Here is a 21,864-nt window from a genome sequence, read left to right as displayed (position 1 = left end):
GCGCGGGCTGCCCATCACCTGACCCGCTGCCATGTCCCGGCATTGCGGCAGATCATCATCACGCATCCGCCGATGTCCAGCGCGTCCCCGCGCAGGACCAGCCGGGCGGTATAGCCGCGTCCGGTTTCGGGGTTGATGATCCGGCCCTTGCCATAGCCGCCGCCGCCCGTCGGGGCGACCCCGTCAAGGATCACGGCGCCAAGGTCATTTGCTGCGACGGGCTGGCCGCTGGCATCGAAGGTCTCGACAACGGTGCCGCACAAGGCACCGCCGCAGGGCACGATCTCGACATGGCCGAAGCCGCCGTTCTTGCCAGGCTGGGTGCGCCAGGTTCCGGCCAGCGGATCGGTGGCCCAGGCAGGCTGGGCGATCAGGGCAAGGGCTACAAGGGCAAGGATGCGTGTCATGGCCCCAGCTTAGCGGGTCGGCAGCCATTGGCAACGTGCAAGACGGCACAGGGGCATGCAGCCCAATGAAAAAGGGCCGGTGCGACCCGGCCCTTTCCTTGTTCAGTGGGCGACGGTGCCCGTCGACCGATCATCGCGCGTCGCGGCGATGCGTGCCGCTTCCGCTGCTTCCTCGGCCGCCTCGTCCCATTCGACCGGCTCGGGCATCCGCACCAGGGCGTGCTTCAGGACTTCGCGGACGTGGTTGACCGGGATGATGGTCAGGCCTTCCTTGACGTTGGCCGGGATGTCGGCCAGGTCCTTTTCGTTGTCGGCCGGGATCAGCACGGTCTTGATGCCGCCCCGCAGCGCCGCCAGCAATTTTTCCTTCAGCCCGCCAATGGCCATCGCATTGCCGCGCAAGGACACCTCGCCCGTCATGGCGATGTCCTTGCGGACCGGAATCTGCGTCAGGACCGAGACGATGGAGGTCACCATCGCCAGACCGGCCGAAGGACCGTCCTTGGGCGTGGCGCCGTCCGGGACGTGGACGTGGATGTCCAGCGCATCGAATTTCGGCGGCTTGACCCCGATCTGCGGCGCGATCGACCGGACATAGCTGGAGGCCGCGTCGATGGATTCCTTCATCACGTCGCCCAGTTTCCCGGTCGTCTTCATCCGGCCCTTGCCCGGCAGCTTCAGCGCCTCGATCTGCAGCAGGTCACCGCCGACCGAGGTCCAGGCCAGGCCCGTCACCACGCCGACCTGATCCTCTTTCTCGGCCAGGCCGTAACGGTGGCGGCGCACGCCCAGGTATTCCTCGGCCTTGGCGGCATCGACCGTCACGGACTTGACCTGACCCTTGAGGATCTCGGTCACGGCCTTGCGGGCCAGCTTGGCGATCTCGCGTTCCAGCGAACGGACCCCGGCTTCCCGCGTGTAGTAGCGGATCACATGGGTCAGCGCCTCGTCTGTCACCTCGAACTCGTTCTTGCGCAACCCGTTCGCCGCGATCTGCTTGGGCAGCAGGTGCTGGCGCGCGATCTCGCGCTTTTCGTCCTCGGTATAGCCGGACAGGCTGATGATCTCCATCCGGTCCAGCAGCGGCCCTGGCATGTTGTAGCTGTTGGCCGTGGTCACGAACATCACGTTCGACAGGTCGTATTCCACCTCGAGGTAGTGGTCCACGAAGGTCGCGTTCTGTTCGGGATCCAGCACCTCCAGCATCGCGCTTGCCGGGTCGCCGCGGAAGTCCTGACCCATCTTGTCGATCTCATCCAGCAGGATAAGCGGATTGGTCGTCTTGGCCTTTTTCAGGGCCTGGATGATCTTGCCCGGCATCGACCCGATATAGGTCCGGCGGTGGCCGCGGATTTCCGATTCGTCACGCACGCCGCCCAGCGAGATGCGGATGAATTCGCGTCCCGTCGCCTTGGCGACCGAACGGCCCAGCGAGGTCTTGCCAACGCCCGGAGGGCCGACGAGGCACAGGATCGGACCTTTCAGCTTCTGGCTGCGGGTCTGCACGGCCAGGTATTCGACGATCCGTTCCTTGACCTTTTCCAGGCCATAGTGGTCGGCGTCCAGCACCTTTTCGGCCGCAACCAGATCCTTGCGGGTGCGCGACTTCACGCCCCAGGGCAGCGCCAGCAGCCAATCGAGGTAGTTGCGGCTGACCGTCGCCTCGGCCGACATCGGGGACATCGACTTCAGCTTCTTCAGCTCAGCCTCGGCCTTGTCGCGGGCCTCCTTGCTGAACTTGGTCTTCTTGATGCGCTCCTCAAGCTCGGCGATCTCGTTCTGGCCGTCCTCGCCGTCGCCCAGTTCCTTCTGAATGGCCTTCATCTGCTCATTCAGGTAATATTCGCGCTGCGTCTTCTCCATCTGGGTCTTGACGCGCGACTTGATCTTCTTCTCGACCTGCAGGACCGACATCTCGCCCTGCATCAGGGAATAGACCTTCTCCAGCCGCTCGGCCACGTCCAGCGTGTCCAGCAGGTCCTGCTTCTTGTCCAGCGCGATGCCCATATGGCCCGCGACCAGGTCGGCCAGCTTGCCGGGCTCCCTCGCCTCGGCCACGGCAGTCACGACTTCCTCGGGGATGTTCTTGCGGACCTTGACGTAACGCTCGAACTCCTCGGCCACGGTGCGGACAAGGGCGGTCACGGTCGCGGCGTCGCCCGGCGTTTCGGCCAGGATGATAGCGGTGGCTTCGAAATGGTCGTCGTTCGGGACGAAGTCGGTGATCTGCACACGCTCGCGCCCCTCGACCAGCACCTTGACGGTGCCGTCAGGCAGCTTCAGCAGTTGCAGGACATTGGCCAGCACGCCGGCGCGGAAGATCCCGTCTTCCGCCGGTTCATCGACCGAGGCGTCTTTCTGCGCGGCCAGCAGGATGGGGCTGTCCGATTCCATCACGGCTTCCAGGGCGCGGACCGATTTCTCGCGGCCCACGAACAACGGAACGATCATGTGCGGAAAGACCACGATGTCGCGCAGCGGCAGCACCGGATAGGTCGAAGATGCAAATTCGTTCATTAGGCGTTCCTTTCTGCCCGAAGCCGTGGCCCCGTCATGGCGACACACGGCCCCTGCGTGCTGACAATCTAGGGGTGCGTCATGCCACGTTCAATATGATGCAAAGAATACCGCATATTTCCGCTGTCCGCACCTGCACCACCACCTATCGCGGGATCACGATTTCGGCCCGCAGCCCCCCCAGGCGCTGTCCCCGTCCCAGCCGCAACTGTCCGCCATGCGCGCGCGCCACATCGGCGGCGATGGCAAGGCCCAGGCCCGCGCCGCCACCGCTGTTTCGTCCCCGCGCAGGGTCCAGCCGGGTGAAGGGACGGAGCGCCATGTCCAGGCTGTCGTCGGGGATGCCGGGGCCGTCGTCCTCGACCCCGATGCGCAGGCTGCGCGGGCCAAGCGTGGCGTCCAGTTCCGCGCGCGTTCCATAGCGCGCGGCATTGCCGATCAGGTTTTCCAGGGCGCGGCGCAGCATGTCGGGGCGGAAGGTCGCGCGCCCGGCGGCGTCGCCGTCCAGACCGCGCAACGTGACCTTCTGACCCGCGCGCTGCGCATCGGCAAGCATGGCTTCCAGGAATTCGGCCACAGGGACGGGCTGGGGCGGGCTGTCCTGGGCCTCGTCCCGCGCGTAATCCAGAAAGGCATCGACCATGCGGTTCATCTCGGCGATGTCGGTTTCCATCGCGCGCAGATCCTCGTCGTCGGGCGGCATGTCGGGCGACATCATCGACAGCCCCAGCCGCAGTCGCGTCAACGGCGTGCGCAGGTCGTGACTGATGCCCGACAGCATCAACTTGCGCTGCTCGTTCTGGCGTTCCAGCCGGTTGCGCATGTCCAGGAAGGCCGTGCCCGCGCTGCGCACCTCGGACGCGCCGGATGGACGATAGGGCACGATCCGGCCCTTGCCGTAATCCTCGGCCGCTTCGGCCAACCGCCGGATAGGACGCAATTGATTGCGCAGGAAGATCGTCGCAATCCCCGTCATCAGGAAGGATGTGAACACCATCAGCACCAGCAACTGATGGGGATTGGACGCGCTGACCCTGCGGCGGTCGAAGGCCAGGGCATAGGGTCCGGCCTGCCCGTCAAGCGTGACGATCACCCGCTTTTCGTCGCTTGCAAGGTCGATCGCCTGGATCGCGGGCAGGGTCTCGCGCAGCACCTCGATCACGATGCGGCCCGAAAAGTCATAGAACCGGCGGCTGTCGCCTTGTCGGTCGCCCATCGGCTCGCTGATGGTCACGTCAAGCGGCACGGCGATTTCGCGGCCGGCGTCCCGCTGGCCCCCCGCGCGGTCGATGCGCGCCACGACGAAGGCCAGTTCGCGCGCCATGCTGCTGGTCATCTGGCGGGTCACGTCTTCGAAATGACGCTGCAGGAACATGACGCTGACCACCAGCGTGACGACGACGACCGGCAGGAACAGGATCAGCGCCGCGCGCCCGTAAAGCCCGCGCGGCAGAAATCCCTTCAGCCAGCCGCCCTCTGCCTGGTTTGCCATGGAAACCCCTGTCCGTCGTGCTAAGGCTAATGGCATGGACGGACGGACGAAAGACCCCCTGCGCATCCTGGCCCCGAACCCCTCGCCGCTGACCGGGCCGGGCACGACGACATTCCTGCTGGGCCAGGCCCAGGTCGCGGTGATCGACCCCGGCCCCGACGATCCCGGCCACCTGGACGCGATCGTGCAGGCCGGTCAGGGCCGGATCAGCCACATCCTTGTCACGCATGCCCATCTGGATCACAGCGGGGGGGCGCGCCGGCTGTCCGACATGACGGGGGCGCCGATCCTGGCCTATGGCGATGCGCTGTCGGGCCGGTCGCCCATGATGCAACGGCTGGCGAGCCAGGGTGTCGGCGGGGGCGAGGGGCTGGACCTGTCCTTTGCCCCGGACATCCGCCTGCGCGACGGGGATGTGGTCCAAGGCGACGGCTGGCAACTGGTGGCCTTGCATACCCCCGGCCATGCGGGCGGCCATCTGAGCCTGCTGTGGGACGACCAGATCTTCTGCGGCGATCTGGTGATGGGCTGGTCCTCGACCATCATCTCGCCCCCCGACGGCGATCTGGGCGATTACCTGCGGTCCCTGGACCGGCTGGCGCAATCGCGGCCGCGCTGTCTGCTTCCTGCCCACGGCGATCCCATCGAGGATCCGCTGGCCCGCCTGACCGACCTGGCCGCCCACCGGCGCCAGCGCAGCGCCCAGATCCTGGCCGCCCTGCGCGACGGCCCTGCCGACGCCGCAACACTGGCAGCCCGCATCTATGAGGTAGCCCCTGCCTTGATGCCCGCCGCCACGCGCAACGTCCTGGCGCATCTTCTGGCCCTGGCCGATCTCGGCGCCGTGGCTGTGCTTGATCCACTTGGTCCGGGCACAAGATTCATGCCTTTGTGAAAAAATCGTCATCCTCCCTCTGGACGACCCCGAACACCATTGCTATACGGCCCCCGTGTTCCGGCGTAGCTCAGCGGTAGAGCAGTTGACTGTTAATCAATTGGTCGTAGGTTCGATCCCTACCGCCGGAGCCAAATTATAAATATCTTTCAGCAAGATAAGATTGCTTGTGGCTCGTTCTGCGTCTCGTTCAGCCAGTGGGGTAACAAGCGGGGTAACAGAAGGTGGCTCTGTCTCCAGTTGGGTTGATCACCCAGATGCTTTCTATGAGAAAGTTCTGGCGATTTGGCACAACAGGATCCCTCGATCCTTTAGGCCGCTGGCAGTCCTTAGTGAGGCTCTCAGAATCAGCTTGGCGGCCTGCGGGCCGCTAGTTGCGTACTACACCACAAAGCGCAATCCGGACGCCCCTAAAGACCTTTTTGAGTATGCGGTCTATGGCAGCCTAGCGCTTCTCTCTGGCCATCTTATCCTGTCGTTGCTCGAGAACCTGCGGCGTCAGAGGTCTAAGAACAATCCGCGCCCCGGTGAGATTGCCATTCGGTCAGGCGAGATTATTGCTATGATGCGGGCACCGGCGAACCAGCGAGATAAGGATACCGCCATCTGCTCGGGCCTAGGGCTGATTCAGCAGTATGTCTCAGTACTTGCCAAGCTTCCCCCACACACGGTTTCTGTCAGCGTCTGCACATATTGCGGATCATCAAAAACTCGGATGCAGATCAGACATCGGAACGTAGGCAACGGTCGGCGCGTTGGCCTGCTGAACGCCCCAATCGATACTGTTTTGGGGCATCTAGCCTGCCAAGAAGGGACTGGTCCTAAGGTGGTGCATGACATGAGCCGAATGCAGAAGCACTTTCAGCGCAGCCCTACCGAGTCATCGCCAAGCTATAGGTCTTTTTTAATCATACCACTCGAAACATCGCGCAACGGCGAGAAAAGGATGGTAGGATTCTTATCGATAGACGCCCAACAGCCGTTCGCCTTCTACGGCAACCGAAGCCGGGCGATCATCGGAAACTGCAACTCGATCATAGAGATGATCAACGAATCATTGTGAGGAGGAGTTACGATGCACTTTCACTCGAATGTTTGTAAGAGGCCCAAGCGGGGAGCGTCCCGAGATGACTTGGATCTCGCAAATGTGCGGGCCGTGTCGCGCGACGTCTACAAGCAGTTTCGGGATCATAAGATTGACTCAGAAGAAGCCGCCAAACAGATACGGCAGCAGACCACCCGAAAGCGGACTTTTGTTGATCTACTTCTTGAGATTTGAAGTCGGATCGCCACTGGCACAGGCCCCGCTCCGGCGGGGCTTTTTCATGCCTTGGCATCCAGGCATACGGTCGCACCAAGAACTGGCCGGCTCACGTGGTCGAGCCCCGGACTTGCGGCCGGGGCTCCGCGCGCCGCGTCCTCGAGGAGCGAAGGCCGCGTGCTGTCGGGGTTGTTTCGCGGTGCACCGTCCGACTGACCACCTGCCGCCAAGACGACGGCTGGAGCTTGCGGAAAGCATGGCACCTATGGACAGAATGGGCCAGCGCTGAACTGACCTTTTAAGCAGGAGAAAATATGTCAGAAGGCCTTATCAAAGTTGAGACAAGGCTGCCTGGTGGCGAAATCGACAAGGCCGTTGCTGAGGTGTTGACCCGTGCGCTGGGCGGTGCAGCTGATGAAGCGGGTGGCATCCTGGCGGATACCTTCGGTTTATTGGGCGACCGCTTGAAGGCCTACCGCCACAAATGTCGAGTACGTATTGCGCACAAGGTTGTGCAGCAGTTGCGCGAGGAAGGTATCTCGACGGATGAGCTGAAGCCTCTCCCTATGCGCGAGGTTACTGAAGTCATCGCAGGTATTTCGGACGTTGATGAGGAGGAGTTGGCAGAGCTTTGGGCAGGCCTCCTTACTGACGCAATGAACCCCAAGAACGAGCGAACAGCAGACAAGAACCTGGTCGCGACACTGAGAAGTATGACCGAAGAAGATGCACTGCTCCTGAACGCGTACGTTGTTTCTAGTGAAATCAAGAGTGCGGCCGAGGCCAGGGGGCGTAGGCTCACCAAGACAGTGCCCATCAATCGGAAGATGGATGACCCAGTCCTGCAAGAAGCATTAAAGATCCTGCAGGAAAGGAGCGAAGCGGTTTTGAGGCCTAGTATAGATTTTGTCGATCAAAAGATCGGTCCGCTCTTATCAGAAGGACGCCATGTCGTTTCAGTCGAAAACTTATTGAGCCTTGGATTAATAGAAATGGGCGATCAAAGGCGAACTAATGACGCCTTGAAGAAACTAGCAATGCACCCAAGGTCCGATCCCATGGCCATCATTGGAAACATTATTGGAGCGATTACCCTGCCCGTTGAGGAGATGGCTCAATGGAAGAAGCGCCCTATTCAATACTCACCCGGACGACTTCCGACCTTCTCATTTCACTTAGCCCCCAGAGGCATACGTCTTGTGGAGGCATGTAGGATCAAAGCTCCCGCGGAGCTGATTAAACAAATCCAGGAAGACACGGGCGATATCAGCGAGGGTTAAGGCTGGACGACCGACAGAGGCCGTTCTAAGCCCATGGGGAGGCATCAGCCTCCCCATCCCCCCGTCGCTCAGGTCTTGAGCAGTTCAGGCCCCAGCGCCGCCTCGACCAACGCCAACCCTTGCGCGGGCATGTCATAGCGCCAGCTCCGGTCTAGGTCACCCCAGCGTGTTGTTGCGGCCAGGAAGGCCAAGACGTCCATGGCGTTCCAGAAAGGCAATGTCGCCATGCGCTCTTCGATCGGGTCCAAGCGGTTGCAGGCTTCTTCGTACGCGTTGTCCCCCTGGGTCTCTCCGATGCGGTCATAGGCGGCGCGCCATTCCCGATAGGCTGCAATCATCGGCGTGTCGCCGCCAGGCGCTGCATCCGCCGGGGCCGGTAAGACCAGCGCCGCGCCAGCCATAGGCAGGGCAGCCAGGATGCCGCGGCGGTTCATGTTGCCGGACGCAGATGCTCTTTCCCCAGGCATGCCGGGGGTGTTATGGCAATTCTCAGCCATTCTCGATCCTCCTGAGATCGGGTTGTGGTTAGGGCGGCTTGGTGTGGGTACCACCTTGTCCGCCCGTTTTATTTCTGGCACCGTAAACGGGCAGCCGTCAAGGAGTTTCTGGTGCCTGAAAAAGAAAAGAAGAGGGTTGGTCGACCGCCGATCAACTCAACGTCGATCAATCTTCGTCTCGCACCGGACCTGCTGTCATGGCTCGACGCAGAGCGGGCAAAGCTCGACCCCGAGCCGTCCCGGCCCGAGTTCATCCGCCAGATTATTGAGGCTAGAAGGTCCACATGAGCGGCCGTCCGACCTTTGCTTGCGTCTGCACGTCCTGCGGCTGGCGATCAAAGCGCGCTCTGAAGAACGTGTCCCGCGCTTGCCCTAAATGCGGCGGACCAGTCGTAATTCCGAAGGGTGAAGACCGAGACGCAGCGCTGGTAGTAGTCATCATCTCCGGGCTGTTCATGCTCGGCTTTGCCATTCTCATGGCTGTTTTGGAGCAGTAAGCCTACCGTTCGCGTAACCACGGGCCGAGGAAAGAAATACTATGTACATCCGAGTTATTGAAGGCGGCAGTAGGGAACCCCTGCAAGAGTTTGAGAGCGAGCTCGTTCCGCAAGTTGGCGACATTCTTGTCCTCGAGCTTGACCAGGCGCACAGGCAATTCTGCCAAGTTAGAAGCCGAATGTTTCGTGTTGATCTGACAGCTAAGCCGGGAGAAGAGGCTGTCTACTATCTGAGCCTTGAGGTTGGCGAGCCGGATGGGAAAAGCTGGCTGACACGCACCCTCGGCTGAGTTTTGATCTGACCTTTGTTGTTCATGGCCGCCGCTTGACTCGCGCCGCTTAGGTTGCAACGCTCCCTCATCTCCGGAGGATGAGACATGAGCGACGAACCTGATTACGAGAACATCTCAAAGAACCTACGCGACATCCTGAAGGAGCGCCGCCGCGACATCCTGCGGAAGTTCTGGCGCGAAGAGGTGACCGCCGAGGATGCCGGACGTCAAATAGCTGAATTGAACCTTCTGATTGAAGCCGCACAAACAGCGCATGCAGGTGAGACCAAGCCGCGCACAACAACCGCACGAATTTTTTAAGGCGCTGTAGCCGTTCAAGGATTACTCAAAATGATCAACCATTTATCAGCACTTGAGCTGCAAGGAATTGCTATGAGGGGCGGTAGCCTAGAAGTCGACGGCGCGCGCTATTCTGCTCTCGAACTGCAAGGTGTTGCGATGCGTCTGACAACGGGAGCCACCTTGCGGGTTCACAATTGTGCCGGCTTCAGCGCTCTTGAACTTCAAGGCATCGCTATGCGCAAGCCTGGACAAGTGACTTTCTCCTGAGGTCACGTTCAGGCTTTCGCGTGCGCTAAAATGCGCTTAGCCGTGAAGATCATACGCTCGGTGGAAGCTATAGGCTAACAGGCGCCGGGACCGACACGCGATCTGCCGTCAGGCCTGCGGCGATCAGGCCTAATGCGCGGTCCCGCAATCGATAGGCGTGGCCACGGCTTACGCCCATTTTCTCTACTGCTCGATCGAAAGCACCGCGCCGAACCTTAGTGCGCAGCCATAGCGCCAACATGCGTGATGAGCCGACATTGTCCGGGTAGAGGTATCGGGCCTGCCACAGCATCGCCTGGCTGTGAAGCTTGATCTGCGCCTGGCTGAAGGTCGGGATAGCCCGATCCTCGACCTCGGTCTCATCGGTCTTCTCGGGCAGTCCCCAGCCCTCCTTAAGATGATCTTCGAGCGTGGGAGACCACTGAAGCTGCGCGACACGCGCGAAGCCTCTGGGGCCAACCTGACCGGCGGTGAAATGCGCCCATGTCATGGTTTCTAGGAGCACGTCCTTGACCAGCCGGGATGTCCAGGTGTGCGGGGGCAGCGGCGCTGGGCGATGATCAAACATGCAGCCTCGGGATGGCAAGCAGGTCGTGGCGGGCCGTCATTCTACGGCAGGCTCCGCTGGCTTCTGCTAGTCCTTCACCTGCTGGTCGATCTTGTTGAAGGTAAGAACCACCAACTCGATGGGCATCTTGCCCAGAGCCGCGCTGATCGCGGCGAGGTCTTGGTCGTCGAGGATCAAGGTGTATTCGTGCATCAGACAATCATCACTTGCTTGGAAGGAGTTTGATAAAGGCGGCCAGAGGTCAGGCCACCGGCCAAGGCTGCTGCATTGTCGGCGTAAACGGGCAGGCTACCGAAGATGACGGCACCGTCAGCATCGAGCGCCCCGAAGTAGCCCCCGCTAAAGCGGGCAGCAGGGCGTCCAAGTCCGTTCCCTTTTGCGGTCGCAGGGATCAGTGCGCCATCGGTATCCAGCCGCACGCGGATTGCTCCGCCCGTGCCGAAGCCGATGGTTCCACCCTCTTGCGCAAGGATGCGCAGGGCACCCGTCCCACGATGGAGGAGCGTGGCGTTCCCGTTCGCCAGAACCTTATCACGTTCTAGGTTCAGCGCCCCGTCCGGCCATGCGTGATGCAACGACCTGTAATTGCCGTTGCCGTCGATCTTGACGACATCCTGCCCCATCAGAACCGCGTCCCACGAAGCCGTGCTGGCCTTGCCTGCGTAGAACGCGGCGGTCAAGTCGTTGCCCTTATTGGCGACCACCGAGAAGCCATAAGCCCGGTCGCCGCGATCCACCGCGCTGTAGATGACGCCGAAAGCAAGCTGCAACTGCCGCATCTGCTCATGTGCGGCATAGCCATTCTTGGCGACAGGTCCGTTGATCTGCGTGGTGGTGCTTTCCCATACCCCACACCAGCCCGCGTCCTCGACAATCGTCAGGCCTGCGATGACACCGCCAATGTCGCTGCGTCCTGGATCATTGACCGGCAAGCCCTTGTCGCCGTCTTGACGCCCGAACAGGTAAAGGCAATTGATCGCCCCGCTTTTTGCATTGCCGGTGGCAAAGCCCTTCTTAGCCACGTTGATCGCCATGCCGTTTTCCACGGTCGTGGGGCCGTTTACCCCGCTGCCATGGGACAGCATCTCGATGCCGAAACCGTTCATCTGGAAGCCAGTATGTTCCTTGGGGAACTGACCTCGCAGCAACCGCATCGACTTGTAGGGTCCAAGCCCGGTCTGCTGTATGTTCAGGTTCTGTGACTGCTTGGTGTATTCTAGCAGCACGCCCGCAAAGTCGGCTGGCAATGCCTGTTCGTCGTAGTTGATCCGCACCGACCCATTGGGATTGGCGGCAACGGCTGCGGCAAGGCTGTCGTATTCGGCTATGCCAGGGCCTGCGGAAGCCTTCGCTTGGGACACTTTTGCGTCCACGCTCCCCACTGCGGCGCCCATAGCCGCCGCAAGAGCGGAAACGCCCGCAACGATATCCGAGCTCATGATTGCGCCTCCTTCAGGCCTATACCTGCGGCAATGGCCGCTGTGATCGCCGTCGCCAGATCTGCGAAGTACCAATTTCCCTCAGCGCGGGCGGCCGCGCCGTCTGCACCGGTGCCGCGAACACCATTGCGCGCTGCGGTCAGCGCTTGAGAACAAACCGCATCCATCAGGTCGTCACAGTTCCGATCGGGGAAGTTGTTGCGCAGCCAAGCACGCAGGCGCCGCTCGATGGTGCGGACTTCGCGCGTGCTGCCCTTGGCCTTCGATCGCCTTGTTGCGAAGCCCGCCATGTCGTCACCGCGCGATGATGCCGACAGCGCGCAGCTGGGCGATCTTCGCGACCCGCTTTTCAGCAGTATCGACATCCGGCGCGAAGATCAGGGTGTGAACGTTGACCTCAGCATCTCGCATGAGGCCAGGAACAAACACCTCACCTTCGCTCGTATCACCACCGTAAAGCGCGATGCCTATCGCGGTCGCGCCAGCAGCGGCCGGAACATACTTGCCCGGCTCTGTTGCGTCCTCTGCCAGGACGGTGTTGGGCGCAATCATGCCACTGTCAGCTTTCAGCGCGATGTTCTCGCGCGAGCGGTGCCCGGACGCCTCTGAGAGAAGGCAAGCGAGTGGACGGATGCCGGTATCGATGAGAGGTGCCATGATCAGTTCTCCCAAATAGGACCGGCGGTGAAGCCGTCGCCGCTGCGGGCATGGTTGATTTGGTCAACGCCCTGATCCTGCGCCTCCTGCGGCAGCCCAGCCAACGAGGCTTTCTGGGCGGCGGCCTCGGCTGCGGCACCGATCGCGATCTGGTCATCTGCCATTTCAGCGAAGTTGCGATAGCCACCAGACATGCGCCTCTCAGCGGGCATGCCGGCGAGGAAGATCGCGGCGTCCTCGGCCGACATTGTGGTAGCCATCGCGATCTGCTTCGCAGCGATCGGACGGTCCTTGGCGGCGTCGCACTGCATGATGCCGGCGATGCGCTGCCTCTCTGCCGTTGCCCCCTCGGCGCGGGCGGTTTTCACGGCATAGTCCAATTCTTCTTGGGTGAAAGACATGTTTAGCTCCTGTTTCTTTGCTGATTAATTCTCTCTATCGACCGCGTAAGAATTGCAGCGACGTCTTCCTTTTTTGCCGAAGCTTGCTTTCCGATTAGCGGCAGTAGCTTGACCCCCGTCGCGCACCATCCCGGCGGAGCAACCGCTGCAGCGCCCTTTGGTGGGCGCTGGGTGGCAGGCCCTGCCTGTGTGCGTCGGTGGCCTCTAGGGGCGCTGACGGCTCGCTGTAGGGAGCGGAGCACGGCATCGAAGCTATCGACACGATCTGCCAACCCAGCGGCTATGGTATCAGCGCCCAGATACACGCGCGCCTCTGTGGCTCGCGCGGCGGCCTCTGTCAGGCGCGAGCCGCGTCCAACGGCGACGCCCTGGCAGAACGATCGATAGAGCGCATCGATCGAGGCTTGGACGTCAGCCCGCACGCTGTCCGACAAGGGAGCGAGCGAGTGACCGTCGACCTTGTGTGCGCCGGCGTAGATGAAGGTCGGCTCCCAGCCTTTTTGTTTCATCTCACCAGCGCGATTGACGTGAAGGACGACGACGCCGATCGAGCCTACCATCGAGGTTTCGCTTACCACGATCTCGTTCGCGGCCGATGCGATCCAGTAGCCACCGCTGCAGGCTGTGTCGTTCACCACGGCCACCACTCGCTTCTGCTTCGCGAGAGCCGCGATCTGTTTTGCCACGCCAGTGATGCCGCCCGCCTCTCCGCCTCCAGTGTCGAGGTCGAGGATTACAGAATGTACGGCAGGATCCGTTGCGGCCTCGTGCAGCTGCGCCGAGATGCCTTCATAGGACACGAGGCCGGAACTGGCCCCAACCCAAGCGCCGCGGTTCACCAGCGTGCCGATGATCGAAATGACCGCGACGCCACCAGAAACCGGAACGAGCTGCCGCTCGCCGGCGCGACTGCGCGCGGCGAAGCGGCTCGCAGCGGGCACGAGCGGCGAAGCATCGATCCCGATCCGGCCGGCCAGAACCTCGAGGATGATCGCAGCCTTGTCTGGATGAATAAGCAAAGGGCGATTCAGCGCGCGATCGGCCAAGTGAAGCAAATGGGTCATTTGCGCCTCCTGCGCGGCTTGCGGATCGGGCCCGTCTCAGCCCGGCGGGCCGCGAGGTCGGTCTCAAGCCGATACCAGAGCGCGTGCTCTGCAGCGTCTGCCGCCTCTTCGACGATGGCGTCATGATAGTCATCGATGTCGACCCCGGGTGCCGCCAGGAGCTGAACCAACTCGCGGCGCAGGCCGATCTGGCATCCGTATTCCGTGGCCAGTTGGACGGCTGCATCGACGTCGGCCCCGGTAGGCTCACGCAGCGGGATGCCGGTCAGGTCAGCCATGGGCGCCTCCGTCATCCAGCCCAACGCCGGTCTTGGAAGCTCTCGACATTTCGGCCAGTGCGTCACTGATCGCCTGCCGCACCCGGTGAATTTCAGTTTCCACCTTGCGGCGGATCCCTAGGTCGCGGCTGATCCGGGCCGGAAGACCGGTCAACTGGGTATTCACGACACCACAGACGGTGTCGAGCGCCATGATCGCATCCTCGATCGGGATCAGCTGACGATCCCGGATTGCCATCCGCTGGTCAATTTCACGCGTCCGAGCGTCGGTGGCCCGAGAAGCGGCGGCTGCCTGGTTACCCTTCGCGGCTTGGTCTTCCTCGTGGCGAAGCAATCCTTGGATGACACTTTCCAGTCGGTAGCGACCGCGCCCGTCTTTCGAGAAGTAACCGTCCTTGGCCATGCTTTGGACCCAGCGGACGGTGCGGCCGGTCATGGTTGCGATTTCCGCAGCGCTGAGCGTTAGATCGGGATCGATTTTCTTTGTCATTGATTGAAAATCCCACTGCCGAAACGAAGCGAAACCGATTTTGAAAAATCAGGAACACGCTCAAAACCCGGGGAGCCGCGCCCCCGCTTAGGATGCAGCCGGAGTTCGGTCCCTAAGGGGGGACCTCCCATCGGACCGCTGCGCTGATCGCCTCCGCCCCTCATGCTGGCAGCGCGCTGTCGGGTGCCAGCAAGGCGCCCGGATGCGCGTCCTTGCGCCGGGCAATGGGGATGCCCGCCTTCGCTCCCTCGCGGATGAGCATTTCCTCCATGGCTTCGAGGTCATCGAGTTCACCCTCGATGCGCTCACGTTCCGCCGCCCGCTCCTCCGAGGTCAGGCCAGGATCATTGCCGTAGACCGCTTCGAGTTGAGCAATCAGTGCGTCGCGGAAAGCTGAGCCGGCAAGCAGTGTCTGCAGAGCGATCTCGCGGCCTTCAATGTGAGTGGTGCGGAAGACGCTGTATCCATCGATACGGCCGGACAGATCATGTGCCATCCGCTTCAAAGCATATTCACCGATCTCGCACTGCTCACGAAGCTTGGTATCCAGCGCGGCAACGGCTTCTGCAAACGCAACAGGGCGCTGGTCAAGACCTTCTAATTCGGTCTGCTTTGAAGCTATTTGGCTGCGAATATCCGCCAGAGAAGAACGTGCGGCCGTCAATGCTTGGCTGGCCGACGCCTTAGCCTTACGGAACTTTTCCAAGATTGCCATGTCAGAAGCCCTGCCAGGTTGCGTTCGGAATAAACCGGTCCGAACCATCGACGCGGACACCTTGCTGATCGGCGTAGATGGCGCAGCGTCGGGCTGTTGCGACGCGGGCAATAGCAGCTGCGTGCTGCTCATCAGGCATAGGAGTATCGGGTCCGATCGGCTGCATCGACGGAGAGATGCGTCCCATGTCTGTCTCGATGAGCAAGGCCGCGTCACGGCCTCTCAGCATTGTTTGAGCGGAGATGCCATCCGCGATCACCTGGCGCAGGCGATCACGGTCGATTGGCAGTTTTGATTTCCTGAAGGTCTGGCGCATGTTCCACCTCTTGTGGTTCGGGCGAACATGATCCGGTGTCCAGAAGCCGACAATTCGGCATTCAACCTTTTAATGATTGAATAGGAGGGTTTCCGATTACTTGAGGCGGCGGATAATCGTTGTGTCGGAAATGATCTTTCCGCCAACAAAGATCGCGCCGCCATCAATCATGCGATGAATATCTCTAAGATATTCATCTTCGGGAATGCTTCCGCTTTCCTGATTATCCAGAAAGTTCTCGTATAAATATCTGCAAGCGTCGCGCCGGAAGTCCATCGCCCAGCCGGTATCAGAACGATCTTCCCGCTTGCGTCGCCATTTTCGCAAGATCGTCTCCGACTCGGCAATCGCGTCTCCCCGTCCAAGGTCGCCACCACGCTGCACAAGCGGGGCCAGGGCGGCCCATGCCGCCCGCTGCCCGCCGCCATTGATCCAGCCAGCCAGAGCCTCTCCCACCGCAAGCGCATCATGATCGTTCTGGCGCAGCAGGACATCAGCCGCAGCCTGAAACTGTTCCAACCTCAGCGCCATGGCTCATCCTCTGAAACTGCTGATGCCTCCTCGCGATGATGTCTGTCAGACCTCGTGTCAGGATCCGGTGATGGTGCAGGCCGACGCGCGCCCGAGGGCGCGTCGGCTACCTCTGTCGTATAGTCCCTCAAGATGGGGGATACCCGGGTAGGGGAAAGTCCCCCTACCGTGGTTCCGGAAAGTACCCCCTGACCTTTCTCACCTCGTGGTTCCGGAAAGTCCCCATGCTTTCCCCTACTGCCGTTCCTGAAAGGTGATATGGACTTTCCGGAACGGCCGTTACGGAGAGTATCCGGAATTTGCGCCCGATATGACTTTGCCGGACGGCCCTTCAAGTCGTCTCGCTTCAAGCCGGGAACTTCCACAAGAAATCCGTTCTCAATGATACGGTGCAGGCACTTGGCAGCGCCCTTGTTCGTAATGCCGCAGTCGGCGGCAAAGTCATCTTGCGACCGAAAGAAGGTCAGGCTGTCATCGACAATCCACCTGGTGGCAGCAACGCAGATCTGCAGGTCCGTTGCTGTCAGCAATCGATCAGGGCCGTCTACGGCTTTGCCTTCATTACGGGCTGCTGCTCGCAGATGCCCGGCGCGCGAAATCGCATCCTGCAGAGCGCGCAGCCAGTGCAAACAGAAACTGCCGACACGAACCTGGTCCCGGACTGTTCGTGTCATCTGCGGCTCCCCTGAAGCCGCAAGCTGACGACCGTCCGCAGACCTCGCCCAGGCTGGCTGTCGAAGAAGATCAGCCTCTTCTCCACAAGACGTCGAAGGCTCGCGCGAACTGCATCGGGGCCTAACTCTGCGGCGGCCGCAATGTCAGGTATGGAGGCCACAACGCTGTCACGACCATCCGGCAGTAGATCAACAAGCGCTCGGCCAAGTCGCCGCTCCGACCGGGCAGCATTGCCCGTTCCGGCCGCGAGTTCGACACGGTTCAGCCAATCGGAAATACTCGGATGCAGAGTTGCCTGGTTCTCTTGATCGTGGTGATAATCGCCGCGCCCCTGCCTATCACCGCCGCCCTGCCGCCCCGGCAGGGCGGCGTTTCTGTTCTGTGGCATGACGACACCTCACGACACTGCCGATTGATCGGCATTCGCCTGGCGCTGCTGAAAGGCAACAATGTCGCCGCGACGCCAGTACCGGCGACGGCGGATCATGATCGGTTTAGGAAATGCCATTCGTTCATCGGCAAGCCAGCGCCAGATGGACATATCCGACACACCGAATATCTCGCGCACCTCGGTGGCGGGCATCAGGCGGTCGGGTTCTTCCTGGTGGTCTTTCATGTTGGCACCTGTGATTGAAACGGTGCCTAACCATTTCTCTCACATTAGAAGCCCGATCCAGAAAATACGCGAAGTCCCCCCAAGATGGGGGGGTAATCGGAAATATTCCGATTTCTACCGCAGCTTCGCCATGAGCGCTGGGATCGATTTGAGCGGACCAGCTCCGGCTTCTTGATGTAACGCATCCAATAAGTCGATCAACCCACCGTCGCGCTTGTTGCCGACGGGCTTTGGGAGATCCATGCGGCGCCACTGGAACATAACTTCGCGCGCGACCTCATCGAACGACCCGCGCTGCTTGTCAGCCAGTGAGCCGGGACCAAACTTCTTCTTTGTCTTCGCCAGTTCGTCATCGATCACCAGCAAGGCGGCAAGAGCCTGCGCGACATTATCGCGCGCCGCGGCTATTGCAGCGTGGAATTGATATGCAAGCGGTGTGATAAAATCGTTGCTGGCCCATGCAAACGATGCTCGTGTCTCGGCTGCTAGATTCTCGATCTGTTCAAGTTGCCGCTTCATCTCTTCCAGCTGCGAAAGGGCACCGGACTTCTTACGATCGCTTCCCTTGGAGGAGCCAAAGAGTGCGGCGGCTGTAACGCGGGGGGCTTGGTCTGCGGACATGACCGACAATGCCCATGGGTAATAGACAGCCTTTATCTCGACCATCGCTACATTGTCTTCGATCAGCGGAATCGCCTGTGGTGCCGAAGCGCGCAAGATAGCTCGGAGCCAATCATCCTGCTCGTTCATCGCTTCGCCTCGTTGATCGACACGATGTTATCGACCTTGCCTTCGACCAGTTGCAGGACAAAGCGTGCCCAAGCCTCAAGGGCAGCGCGCTTCTCGTCCGCATAATCATGGCGCTGGTAGACTGCGACAATCCCGCCGCCGGTGCCGCTTACATGGTTCAGTACAGCCTCAGTTACGCGCACGGGGATCCCGAGCCTAGCCATGCCTGTGGCGGCCGTCCGCCGTAGATCGTGGAAGCCCCATTTCGGTATCTGGACAGGTTCACCCCGTTCTTCTGCCGCAAACGCCTCCATCTGCCTGGCGATGTGCTCCCGTCCCTTGTGGAAGCCACTGACAGGCGTTCTGGCGTTTGTGGTGAAGATGTACCCGGCATTATTCTCGACCCGCTCCACGCCTGCCAGCACGTCCTGTGCTGCACGGGACAGCGGCACGTCATGCGATCGGCCGTTTTTCGTGCGGCTCGCCGCCAAGCGCCACAAATCCGCCTGAACTTCGCCCCTGGTCATCCGAGCAACCTCGTTAAGCCTCTGCCCGGTCAGTAAGAGCATCTGGCCCATTGGTCCCCACGGCTGCCGCAGTTGGGTGCAGGCTTGCCACAGCCACCGGATCTCGTCGTCCGTCAGCACACGGTCCCTGCTGGCCTCTCTCGCTACAGGCTTAACGCCGTTGGTCGCGGCGGTCTGGATCACGTCGCGCTCGACGCACCAGTTGAAGAACTTGCGCACGTGCGCCAATACGCGATTCGCCGTTGTCAGCCTGCCGCTGTCAGCGATCCGGTCGAGCAGGTCGAGAACATCCCGGCGTGTGATGTCGTGGATGTTTCGATCACCCCAAGCAGGAATGACGAAGCGGATTAGGAACTGCCGCGCATGATCGCCGCTCTTGAGACCGGAGAGGTGCCGCTTGTCAAACTGGTCGATCAGCGTCTTAACCTTGTCCCGCTCCGAAAGCTCGGCGTTCCTCTTTGCGGCCTTCGTCGCTTTCTTCTGCGCAGACGGATCGCAGCCATGCTCTACCGCCTCAATTGCTTCAGATGCCGCAGCGCGTGCATCAGCCAGCCCCATGACTGGCCACTTGCCTAGGGTAAGCTTCTTTGGCTTGCCGGCATGGCGGTATCGCAATGCCCAGGACTTCGCGCCGCTTGGCTGAACCACCAAGTAAAGGCCCGTCAGGGCAGCGTCAGGAAGCTCCAACCGCTTGGCAGGATCAGGCTTCACGTTCTCCACAGATTTGGTCGTCAGCGCCTTCGCCATCTACACACTTTCAACGGTCAAAATATCAGCCGGGTAACACAGGGGTAACGCAATCCAAAGATAGCTACCGTTACCCGGCGTTACTAACATAGCCCAACGTTTCTCTCTACGGCAAGGAGATACAGGGCGTCGTCAGTTCAGATAGTTTTACATTGTTATGCCAAGTTTTGGCCGGGAAGCTGACTGTTAATCAATTGGTCGTAGGTTCGATCCCTACCGCCGGAGCCAGATATCTCGCAAGTCTTTGAGATCATTCGGAAAGCGGCCTTGCTGGGGCCGCTTTTCGCGTTCTGGCACAGACTCTGACACAGGCCTCGGCGCAACCTCGGCACTTGTGCGGCGCGGAGTCCCTGGCATACCCCATGCCGCCTACCCCTATCTTGAACGCCGCCCGACCGGATATTATTTCCGCTGTCGCCTGCCTGTAGCGCTGAGCCGGCCATCCGCAGACCCGGCTCGGTCAAAAAAAACGCTCCCAAACTTTTTGTCTGCCTGTCGCTGGAGACTCACTTCGTCCGCGAGGCGAAGAACCGTGCTCACAGGCTGACCGCCATAAGCGATGCGCTCTTCGCCGCGAGGACGGCGACAGGCATGCCAATATCGGCGAAAACCATTGTGACGATTCTCAGAGCGGTGCGGGATCAGGAGATCCGCCGCCATAAGAGGGCGCGCGCCATGGCTCCCGCCCGCATACCATCTGACATCTGTGCCGCCCAGCATCGTGAAGCTGAAATTCAGGCCGCCTTGCGCCAGGCCATTGCTCTGGGCGAACGCGAACCAGCCCTGAATGTTCTGAAACAGGTTGCCGAGGCCCTGAACATCGACCTGCATGACTCCGATCCTGATACTTGGGTACTCGCGCACCAGACCAACCGCCTCCTGATGGAAGTCAGCGCAGAACGCGCACGCCGGGAGACTGGAGACTACGGCACCGCCTCGATCCTGTCCGAACTTGCCAGGGACGTGCCTGACGCGCTCCCGACCGACGCATTCTTGACGCCCCCCAGGCAGAATGTGCTGGCCGATGCCTTCGACGGACCCCTAGACTCCCCCCGTGCCGCAGAGTCTCGAACACGTTCCTCCACCAGCACATTGCGAGAATGCCCCGCGCTTCAGCCCGAAAGCTGCCAGGATAGAAGCGTCTGAAAGCCCCATGGGCGAGAAAATCGCGTTTCCGCCCGGCGGTTTGGTTCCGACAGCAGCGACTGCTGGGTTCTAAAGCATGAATAGTGCGCCAACAATCACGCGGATCAACCTCGACGTTCTGACGGATCAGGCGCGACAACGCCTGCTCAACCCCTGGGAGATGACTGTCGATGAGGAATTCGCGCTCTACTTCGAGGTCAAGCAGACAGGGTACGCGCCGATAGCCAAAGCGGCGACGCTTCTCGGCGATCTTGCGCATGTCCTCACGGATCTCCGGTTTATCGGGCGGCTGTTCGCGCCGTACCGTTTTCGGATCGACGCCGATCAGTACGCAAACCCAGCGTTGAGAAATCGGATAATCGCGCACTGCCTGCAACACTGCGCCCCGCCGTTGCATCGGCGTCGTACGGGCTTTCCCAGCAAATCCTTCAGCACCACGTTATCGAGCATGGCATTGGCCAGCAGGCGGTTCAGCTTTGCATTCTCGTCCTCAAGCTGCTTCAGCCGTTTGGCATCGGACAGGTCCATTCCGCCATATTTAGCCTTCAGTTTGTAGAAGGTTGCGGGGCTGATTCCATGTTTCCGGCAGAGATCAGCAGTGGGCAAACCAGCCTCCTGCTCTTTGATCATCCCGATAATCTGCGCCTCGGTGAACCGGCTTTTCCTTATTTCGTCTGCTCTTCAGGGGACAGACTCTACATGACGGCGAGGGAATTCCGAGAGCAGGTCAAGCACATTGAGCTTGTTGGTTTGCTTGCGGCGATCCTGGACTTGGGAGTGGGTGCGGAGAATGTGTTCGGACATCAGAAAGCCTCCCTGTTACGGGAGGCTGGGGAAAGTATGGGATTTCTGGTTGTAGGTCAGGATTTGGTTTGTGGCGAACAGGCTTGAGCATGAAGCGCGATTAGGCCTCATAATCCGTGTTGAACACCCGAACTCGATCAAGTTCGTACGTGTTTCTGATATAGCGCATCTTGGATAAGAAGGCTCCCCAGGCAAAACGGGAGTTCGAGAAACTCTTAGCTGAAGAAAGATTGTGCCCGCACGTTGCGCTTGCTTAGGGCCCTCCGAGATGCTCCCAGTTCCCGCTCAGCGGTCGCGAACGATGCATTATATGCGATAGCTGTCGAGACACCACGGCTTGGTTCAGGATCGATGGGCAATCCGAGAGTTACACCAGCCGACAGATGTGACCCCTGTCATCCGGGCGGCTGCTTGCAGCACAACAGGCAGGGGATGCAGGGGGAGTGTCCTGAACTTGGCGCCCTCGTTTTCAG

At 60.8% G+C, this 21,864-nt stretch carries 26 protein-coding genes, 1 tRNA gene and 1 pseudogene; 8 read left to right on the top strand and 20 right to left on the bottom strand.

The window, feature by feature from the left end; all coding sequences use genetic code 11:
* Window positions 1–14: 14 nt before the first annotated feature.
* The 3 genes from CK944_RS11835 to CK944_RS11825 all read right to left on the bottom strand — a co-directional run bounded on the left by CK944_RS11835 (window position 15) and on the right by CK944_RS11825 (window position 4,416).
* Window positions 15–407 carry a DUF2147 domain-containing protein gene (locus tag CK944_RS11835; RefSeq protein ID WP_103173271.1) on the bottom strand — a complete coding sequence of 131 codons (393 nt, stop codon included), beginning with the start codon at window positions 405–407 and terminating at the stop codon, window positions 15–17.
* A 102-nt stretch (window positions 408–509) separates the two neighbouring features.
* Window positions 510–2,924: an endopeptidase La gene (lon, locus tag CK944_RS11830; protein ID WP_103173270.1), complete on the bottom strand. Its 2,415-nt coding sequence runs from the start codon at window positions 2,922–2,924 to the stop codon at window positions 510–512.
* Window positions 2,925–3,069: 145 nt separating this feature from the next.
* Complete coding sequence (locus CK944_RS11825) at window positions 3,070–4,416, bottom strand: ATP-binding protein (RefSeq protein ID WP_103173269.1); 1,347 nt, start codon at window positions 4,414–4,416, stop codon at window positions 3,070–3,072.
* Between the two features lie 34 nt (window positions 4,417–4,450).
* Between CK944_RS11825 and CK944_RS11820 the strand changes: the two genes are divergently transcribed.
* The 3 genes from CK944_RS11820 to CK944_RS11800 all read left to right on the top strand — a co-directional run bounded on the left by CK944_RS11820 (window position 4,451) and on the right by CK944_RS11800 (window position 7,852).
* The gene (locus CK944_RS11820) at window positions 4,451–5,311 is read left to right on the top strand and encodes an MBL fold metallo-hydrolase (protein WP_103173268.1); all 861 of its coding nucleotides are present in this window, start codon (window positions 4,451–4,453) and stop codon (window positions 5,309–5,311) included.
* A 59-nt stretch (window positions 5,312–5,370) separates the two neighbouring features.
* Window positions 5,371–5,445 (top strand) — tRNA-Asn (locus CK944_RS11815).
* 1,441 nt (window positions 5,446–6,886) lie between these two features.
* Window positions 6,887–7,852: an Abi-alpha family protein gene (locus CK944_RS11800; protein ID WP_103173265.1), complete on the top strand. Its 966-nt coding sequence runs from the start codon at window positions 6,887–6,889 to the stop codon at window positions 7,850–7,852.
* A 68-nt stretch (window positions 7,853–7,920) separates the two neighbouring features.
* Here CK944_RS11800 and CK944_RS11795 read toward each other — a convergent pair whose 3' ends face one another.
* Window positions 7,921–8,286 carry a hypothetical protein gene (locus CK944_RS11795; protein ID WP_103173264.1) on the bottom strand — a complete coding sequence of 122 codons (366 nt, stop codon included), beginning with the start codon at window positions 8,284–8,286 and terminating at the stop codon, window positions 7,921–7,923.
* Between the two features lie 174 nt (window positions 8,287–8,460).
* Between CK944_RS11795 and CK944_RS23210 the strand changes: the two genes are divergently transcribed.
* The 3 genes from CK944_RS23210 to CK944_RS22895 all read left to right on the top strand — a co-directional run bounded on the left by CK944_RS23210 (window position 8,461) and on the right by CK944_RS22895 (window position 9,688).
* Window positions 8,461–8,637, top strand: coding sequence for a hypothetical protein (locus CK944_RS23210; RefSeq protein ID WP_158247994.1), 177 nt, complete (start codon window positions 8,461–8,463; stop codon window positions 8,635–8,637).
* A gap of 586 nt (window positions 8,638–9,223) precedes the next feature.
* On the top strand, window positions 9,224–9,439 hold the full coding sequence (locus CK944_RS11785) for a hypothetical protein (RefSeq protein WP_103173262.1): 216 nt from the start codon (window positions 9,224–9,226) through the stop codon (window positions 9,437–9,439).
* Window positions 9,440–9,469: 30 nt separating this feature from the next.
* Entirely contained in the window at window positions 9,470–9,688 is a 219-nt protein-coding gene (locus tag CK944_RS22895) for a hypothetical protein (protein WP_146038650.1), read from the top strand.
* 67 nt (window positions 9,689–9,755) lie between these two features.
* On the opposite strand, the gene CK944_RS11780 is transcribed toward CK944_RS22895, so the two are convergent.
* The 15 genes from CK944_RS11780 to CK944_RS11715 form a co-directional block, all read right to left on the bottom strand.
* Window positions 9,756–10,256 carry a hypothetical protein gene (locus tag CK944_RS11780; protein WP_146038649.1) on the bottom strand — a complete coding sequence of 167 codons (501 nt, stop codon included), beginning with the start codon at window positions 10,254–10,256 and terminating at the stop codon, window positions 9,756–9,758.
* 66 nt (window positions 10,257–10,322) lie between these two features.
* A complete protein-coding gene (locus tag CK944_RS24195) occupies window positions 10,323–10,448 on the bottom strand; it encodes a hypothetical protein (RefSeq protein ID WP_256388121.1) in 126 nt (41 codons plus the stop codon).
* Complete coding sequence (locus CK944_RS11775; protein ID WP_103173260.1) at window positions 10,448–11,695, bottom strand: hypothetical protein; 1,248 nt, start codon at window positions 11,693–11,695, stop codon at window positions 10,448–10,450. Before CK944_RS11775 ends, CK944_RS24195 begins: the two co-directional genes overlap by 1 nt.
* Window positions 11,692–11,985 (bottom strand): hypothetical protein, encoded by a 294-nt coding sequence (locus CK944_RS11770; protein ID WP_103173259.1) that lies wholly within the window; start codon window positions 11,983–11,985, stop codon window positions 11,692–11,694. The genes CK944_RS11775 and CK944_RS11770 overlap by 4 nt, the downstream gene beginning before the upstream one ends.
* Window positions 11,986–11,989: 4 nt before the next feature.
* Window positions 11,990–12,352, bottom strand: coding sequence for a head decoration protein (locus CK944_RS11765; protein WP_103173258.1), 363 nt, complete (start codon window positions 12,350–12,352; stop codon window positions 11,990–11,992).
* A gap of 2 nt (window positions 12,353–12,354) precedes the next feature.
* On the bottom strand, window positions 12,355–12,753 hold the full coding sequence (locus CK944_RS11760) for a hypothetical protein (protein ID WP_103173257.1): 399 nt from the start codon (window positions 12,751–12,753) through the stop codon (window positions 12,355–12,357).
* A 2-nt stretch (window positions 12,754–12,755) separates the two neighbouring features.
* Window positions 12,756–13,817, bottom strand: a complete 1,062-nt coding sequence (locus tag CK944_RS11755) for a S49 family peptidase (protein WP_103173256.1) — start codon at window positions 13,815–13,817, stop codon at window positions 12,756–12,758.
* Window positions 13,814–14,095, bottom strand: coding sequence for a hypothetical protein (locus tag CK944_RS11750; protein ID WP_146038648.1), 282 nt, complete (start codon window positions 14,093–14,095; stop codon window positions 13,814–13,816). Before CK944_RS11750 ends, CK944_RS11755 begins: the two co-directional genes overlap by 4 nt.
* Window positions 14,088–14,585, bottom strand: coding sequence for a hypothetical protein (locus CK944_RS11745; RefSeq protein WP_103173254.1), 498 nt, complete (start codon window positions 14,583–14,585; stop codon window positions 14,088–14,090). The genes CK944_RS11750 and CK944_RS11745 overlap by 8 nt, the downstream gene beginning before the upstream one ends.
* 160 nt (window positions 14,586–14,745) lie before the next feature.
* Window positions 14,746–15,300, bottom strand: a complete 555-nt coding sequence (locus CK944_RS11740) for a hypothetical protein (RefSeq protein ID WP_103173253.1) — start codon at window positions 15,298–15,300, stop codon at window positions 14,746–14,748.
* Between the two features lies 1 nt (window position 15,301).
* Window positions 15,302–15,616, bottom strand: coding sequence for a hypothetical protein (locus CK944_RS11735; RefSeq protein WP_103173252.1), 315 nt, complete (start codon window positions 15,614–15,616; stop codon window positions 15,302–15,304).
* Window positions 15,617–15,712: 96 nt separating this feature from the next.
* Window positions 15,713–16,147 carry a hypothetical protein gene (locus CK944_RS11730; protein WP_103173251.1) on the bottom strand — a complete coding sequence of 145 codons (435 nt, stop codon included), beginning with the start codon at window positions 16,145–16,147 and terminating at the stop codon, window positions 15,713–15,715.
* A 1,072-nt stretch (window positions 16,148–17,219) separates the two neighbouring features.
* Window positions 17,220–17,438: an AlpA family transcriptional regulator gene (locus tag CK944_RS11725; protein WP_103173250.1), complete on the bottom strand. Its 219-nt coding sequence runs from the start codon at window positions 17,436–17,438 to the stop codon at window positions 17,220–17,222.
* A 114-nt stretch (window positions 17,439–17,552) separates the two neighbouring features.
* Window positions 17,553–18,188 (bottom strand): hypothetical protein, encoded by a 636-nt coding sequence (locus tag CK944_RS11720; protein ID WP_103173249.1) that lies wholly within the window; start codon window positions 18,186–18,188, stop codon window positions 17,553–17,555.
* Complete coding sequence (locus CK944_RS11715) at window positions 18,185–19,441, bottom strand: site-specific integrase (protein ID WP_103173248.1); 1,257 nt, start codon at window positions 19,439–19,441, stop codon at window positions 18,185–18,187. Before CK944_RS11715 ends, CK944_RS11720 begins: the two co-directional genes overlap by 4 nt.
* 675 nt (window positions 19,442–20,116) lie before the next feature.
* Here CK944_RS11715 and CK944_RS22890 point away from each other — a divergent pair.
* A complete protein-coding gene (locus CK944_RS22890; RefSeq protein ID WP_146038647.1) occupies window positions 20,117–20,587 on the top strand; it encodes a hypothetical protein in 471 nt (156 codons plus the stop codon).
* 160 nt (window positions 20,588–20,747) lie between these two features.
* Here the strand turns inward: CK944_RS22890 and CK944_RS11705 are convergent.
* Window positions 20,748–21,256, bottom strand: a pseudogene (locus CK944_RS11705) (transposase); the annotation flags it as partial.
* Between CK944_RS11705 and CK944_RS23625 the strand changes: the two are divergent.
* Window positions 21,164–21,478 (top strand): hypothetical protein, encoded by a 315-nt coding sequence (locus CK944_RS23625; RefSeq protein ID WP_192877756.1) that lies wholly within the window; start codon window positions 21,164–21,166, stop codon window positions 21,476–21,478. The pseudogene CK944_RS11705 and the gene CK944_RS23625 sit on opposite strands and share 93 nt — an antisense overlap.
* Window positions 21,479–21,864 lie beyond the last annotated feature (386 nt).

This window comes from Paracoccus sp. SY, assembly GCF_002901215.1.
Classification (GTDB): Bacteria; Pseudomonadota; Alphaproteobacteria; order Rhodobacterales; family Rhodobacteraceae; genus Paracoccus; species Paracoccus acridae.
This window is presented reverse-complemented; position numbering and strand designations above follow the sequence as displayed.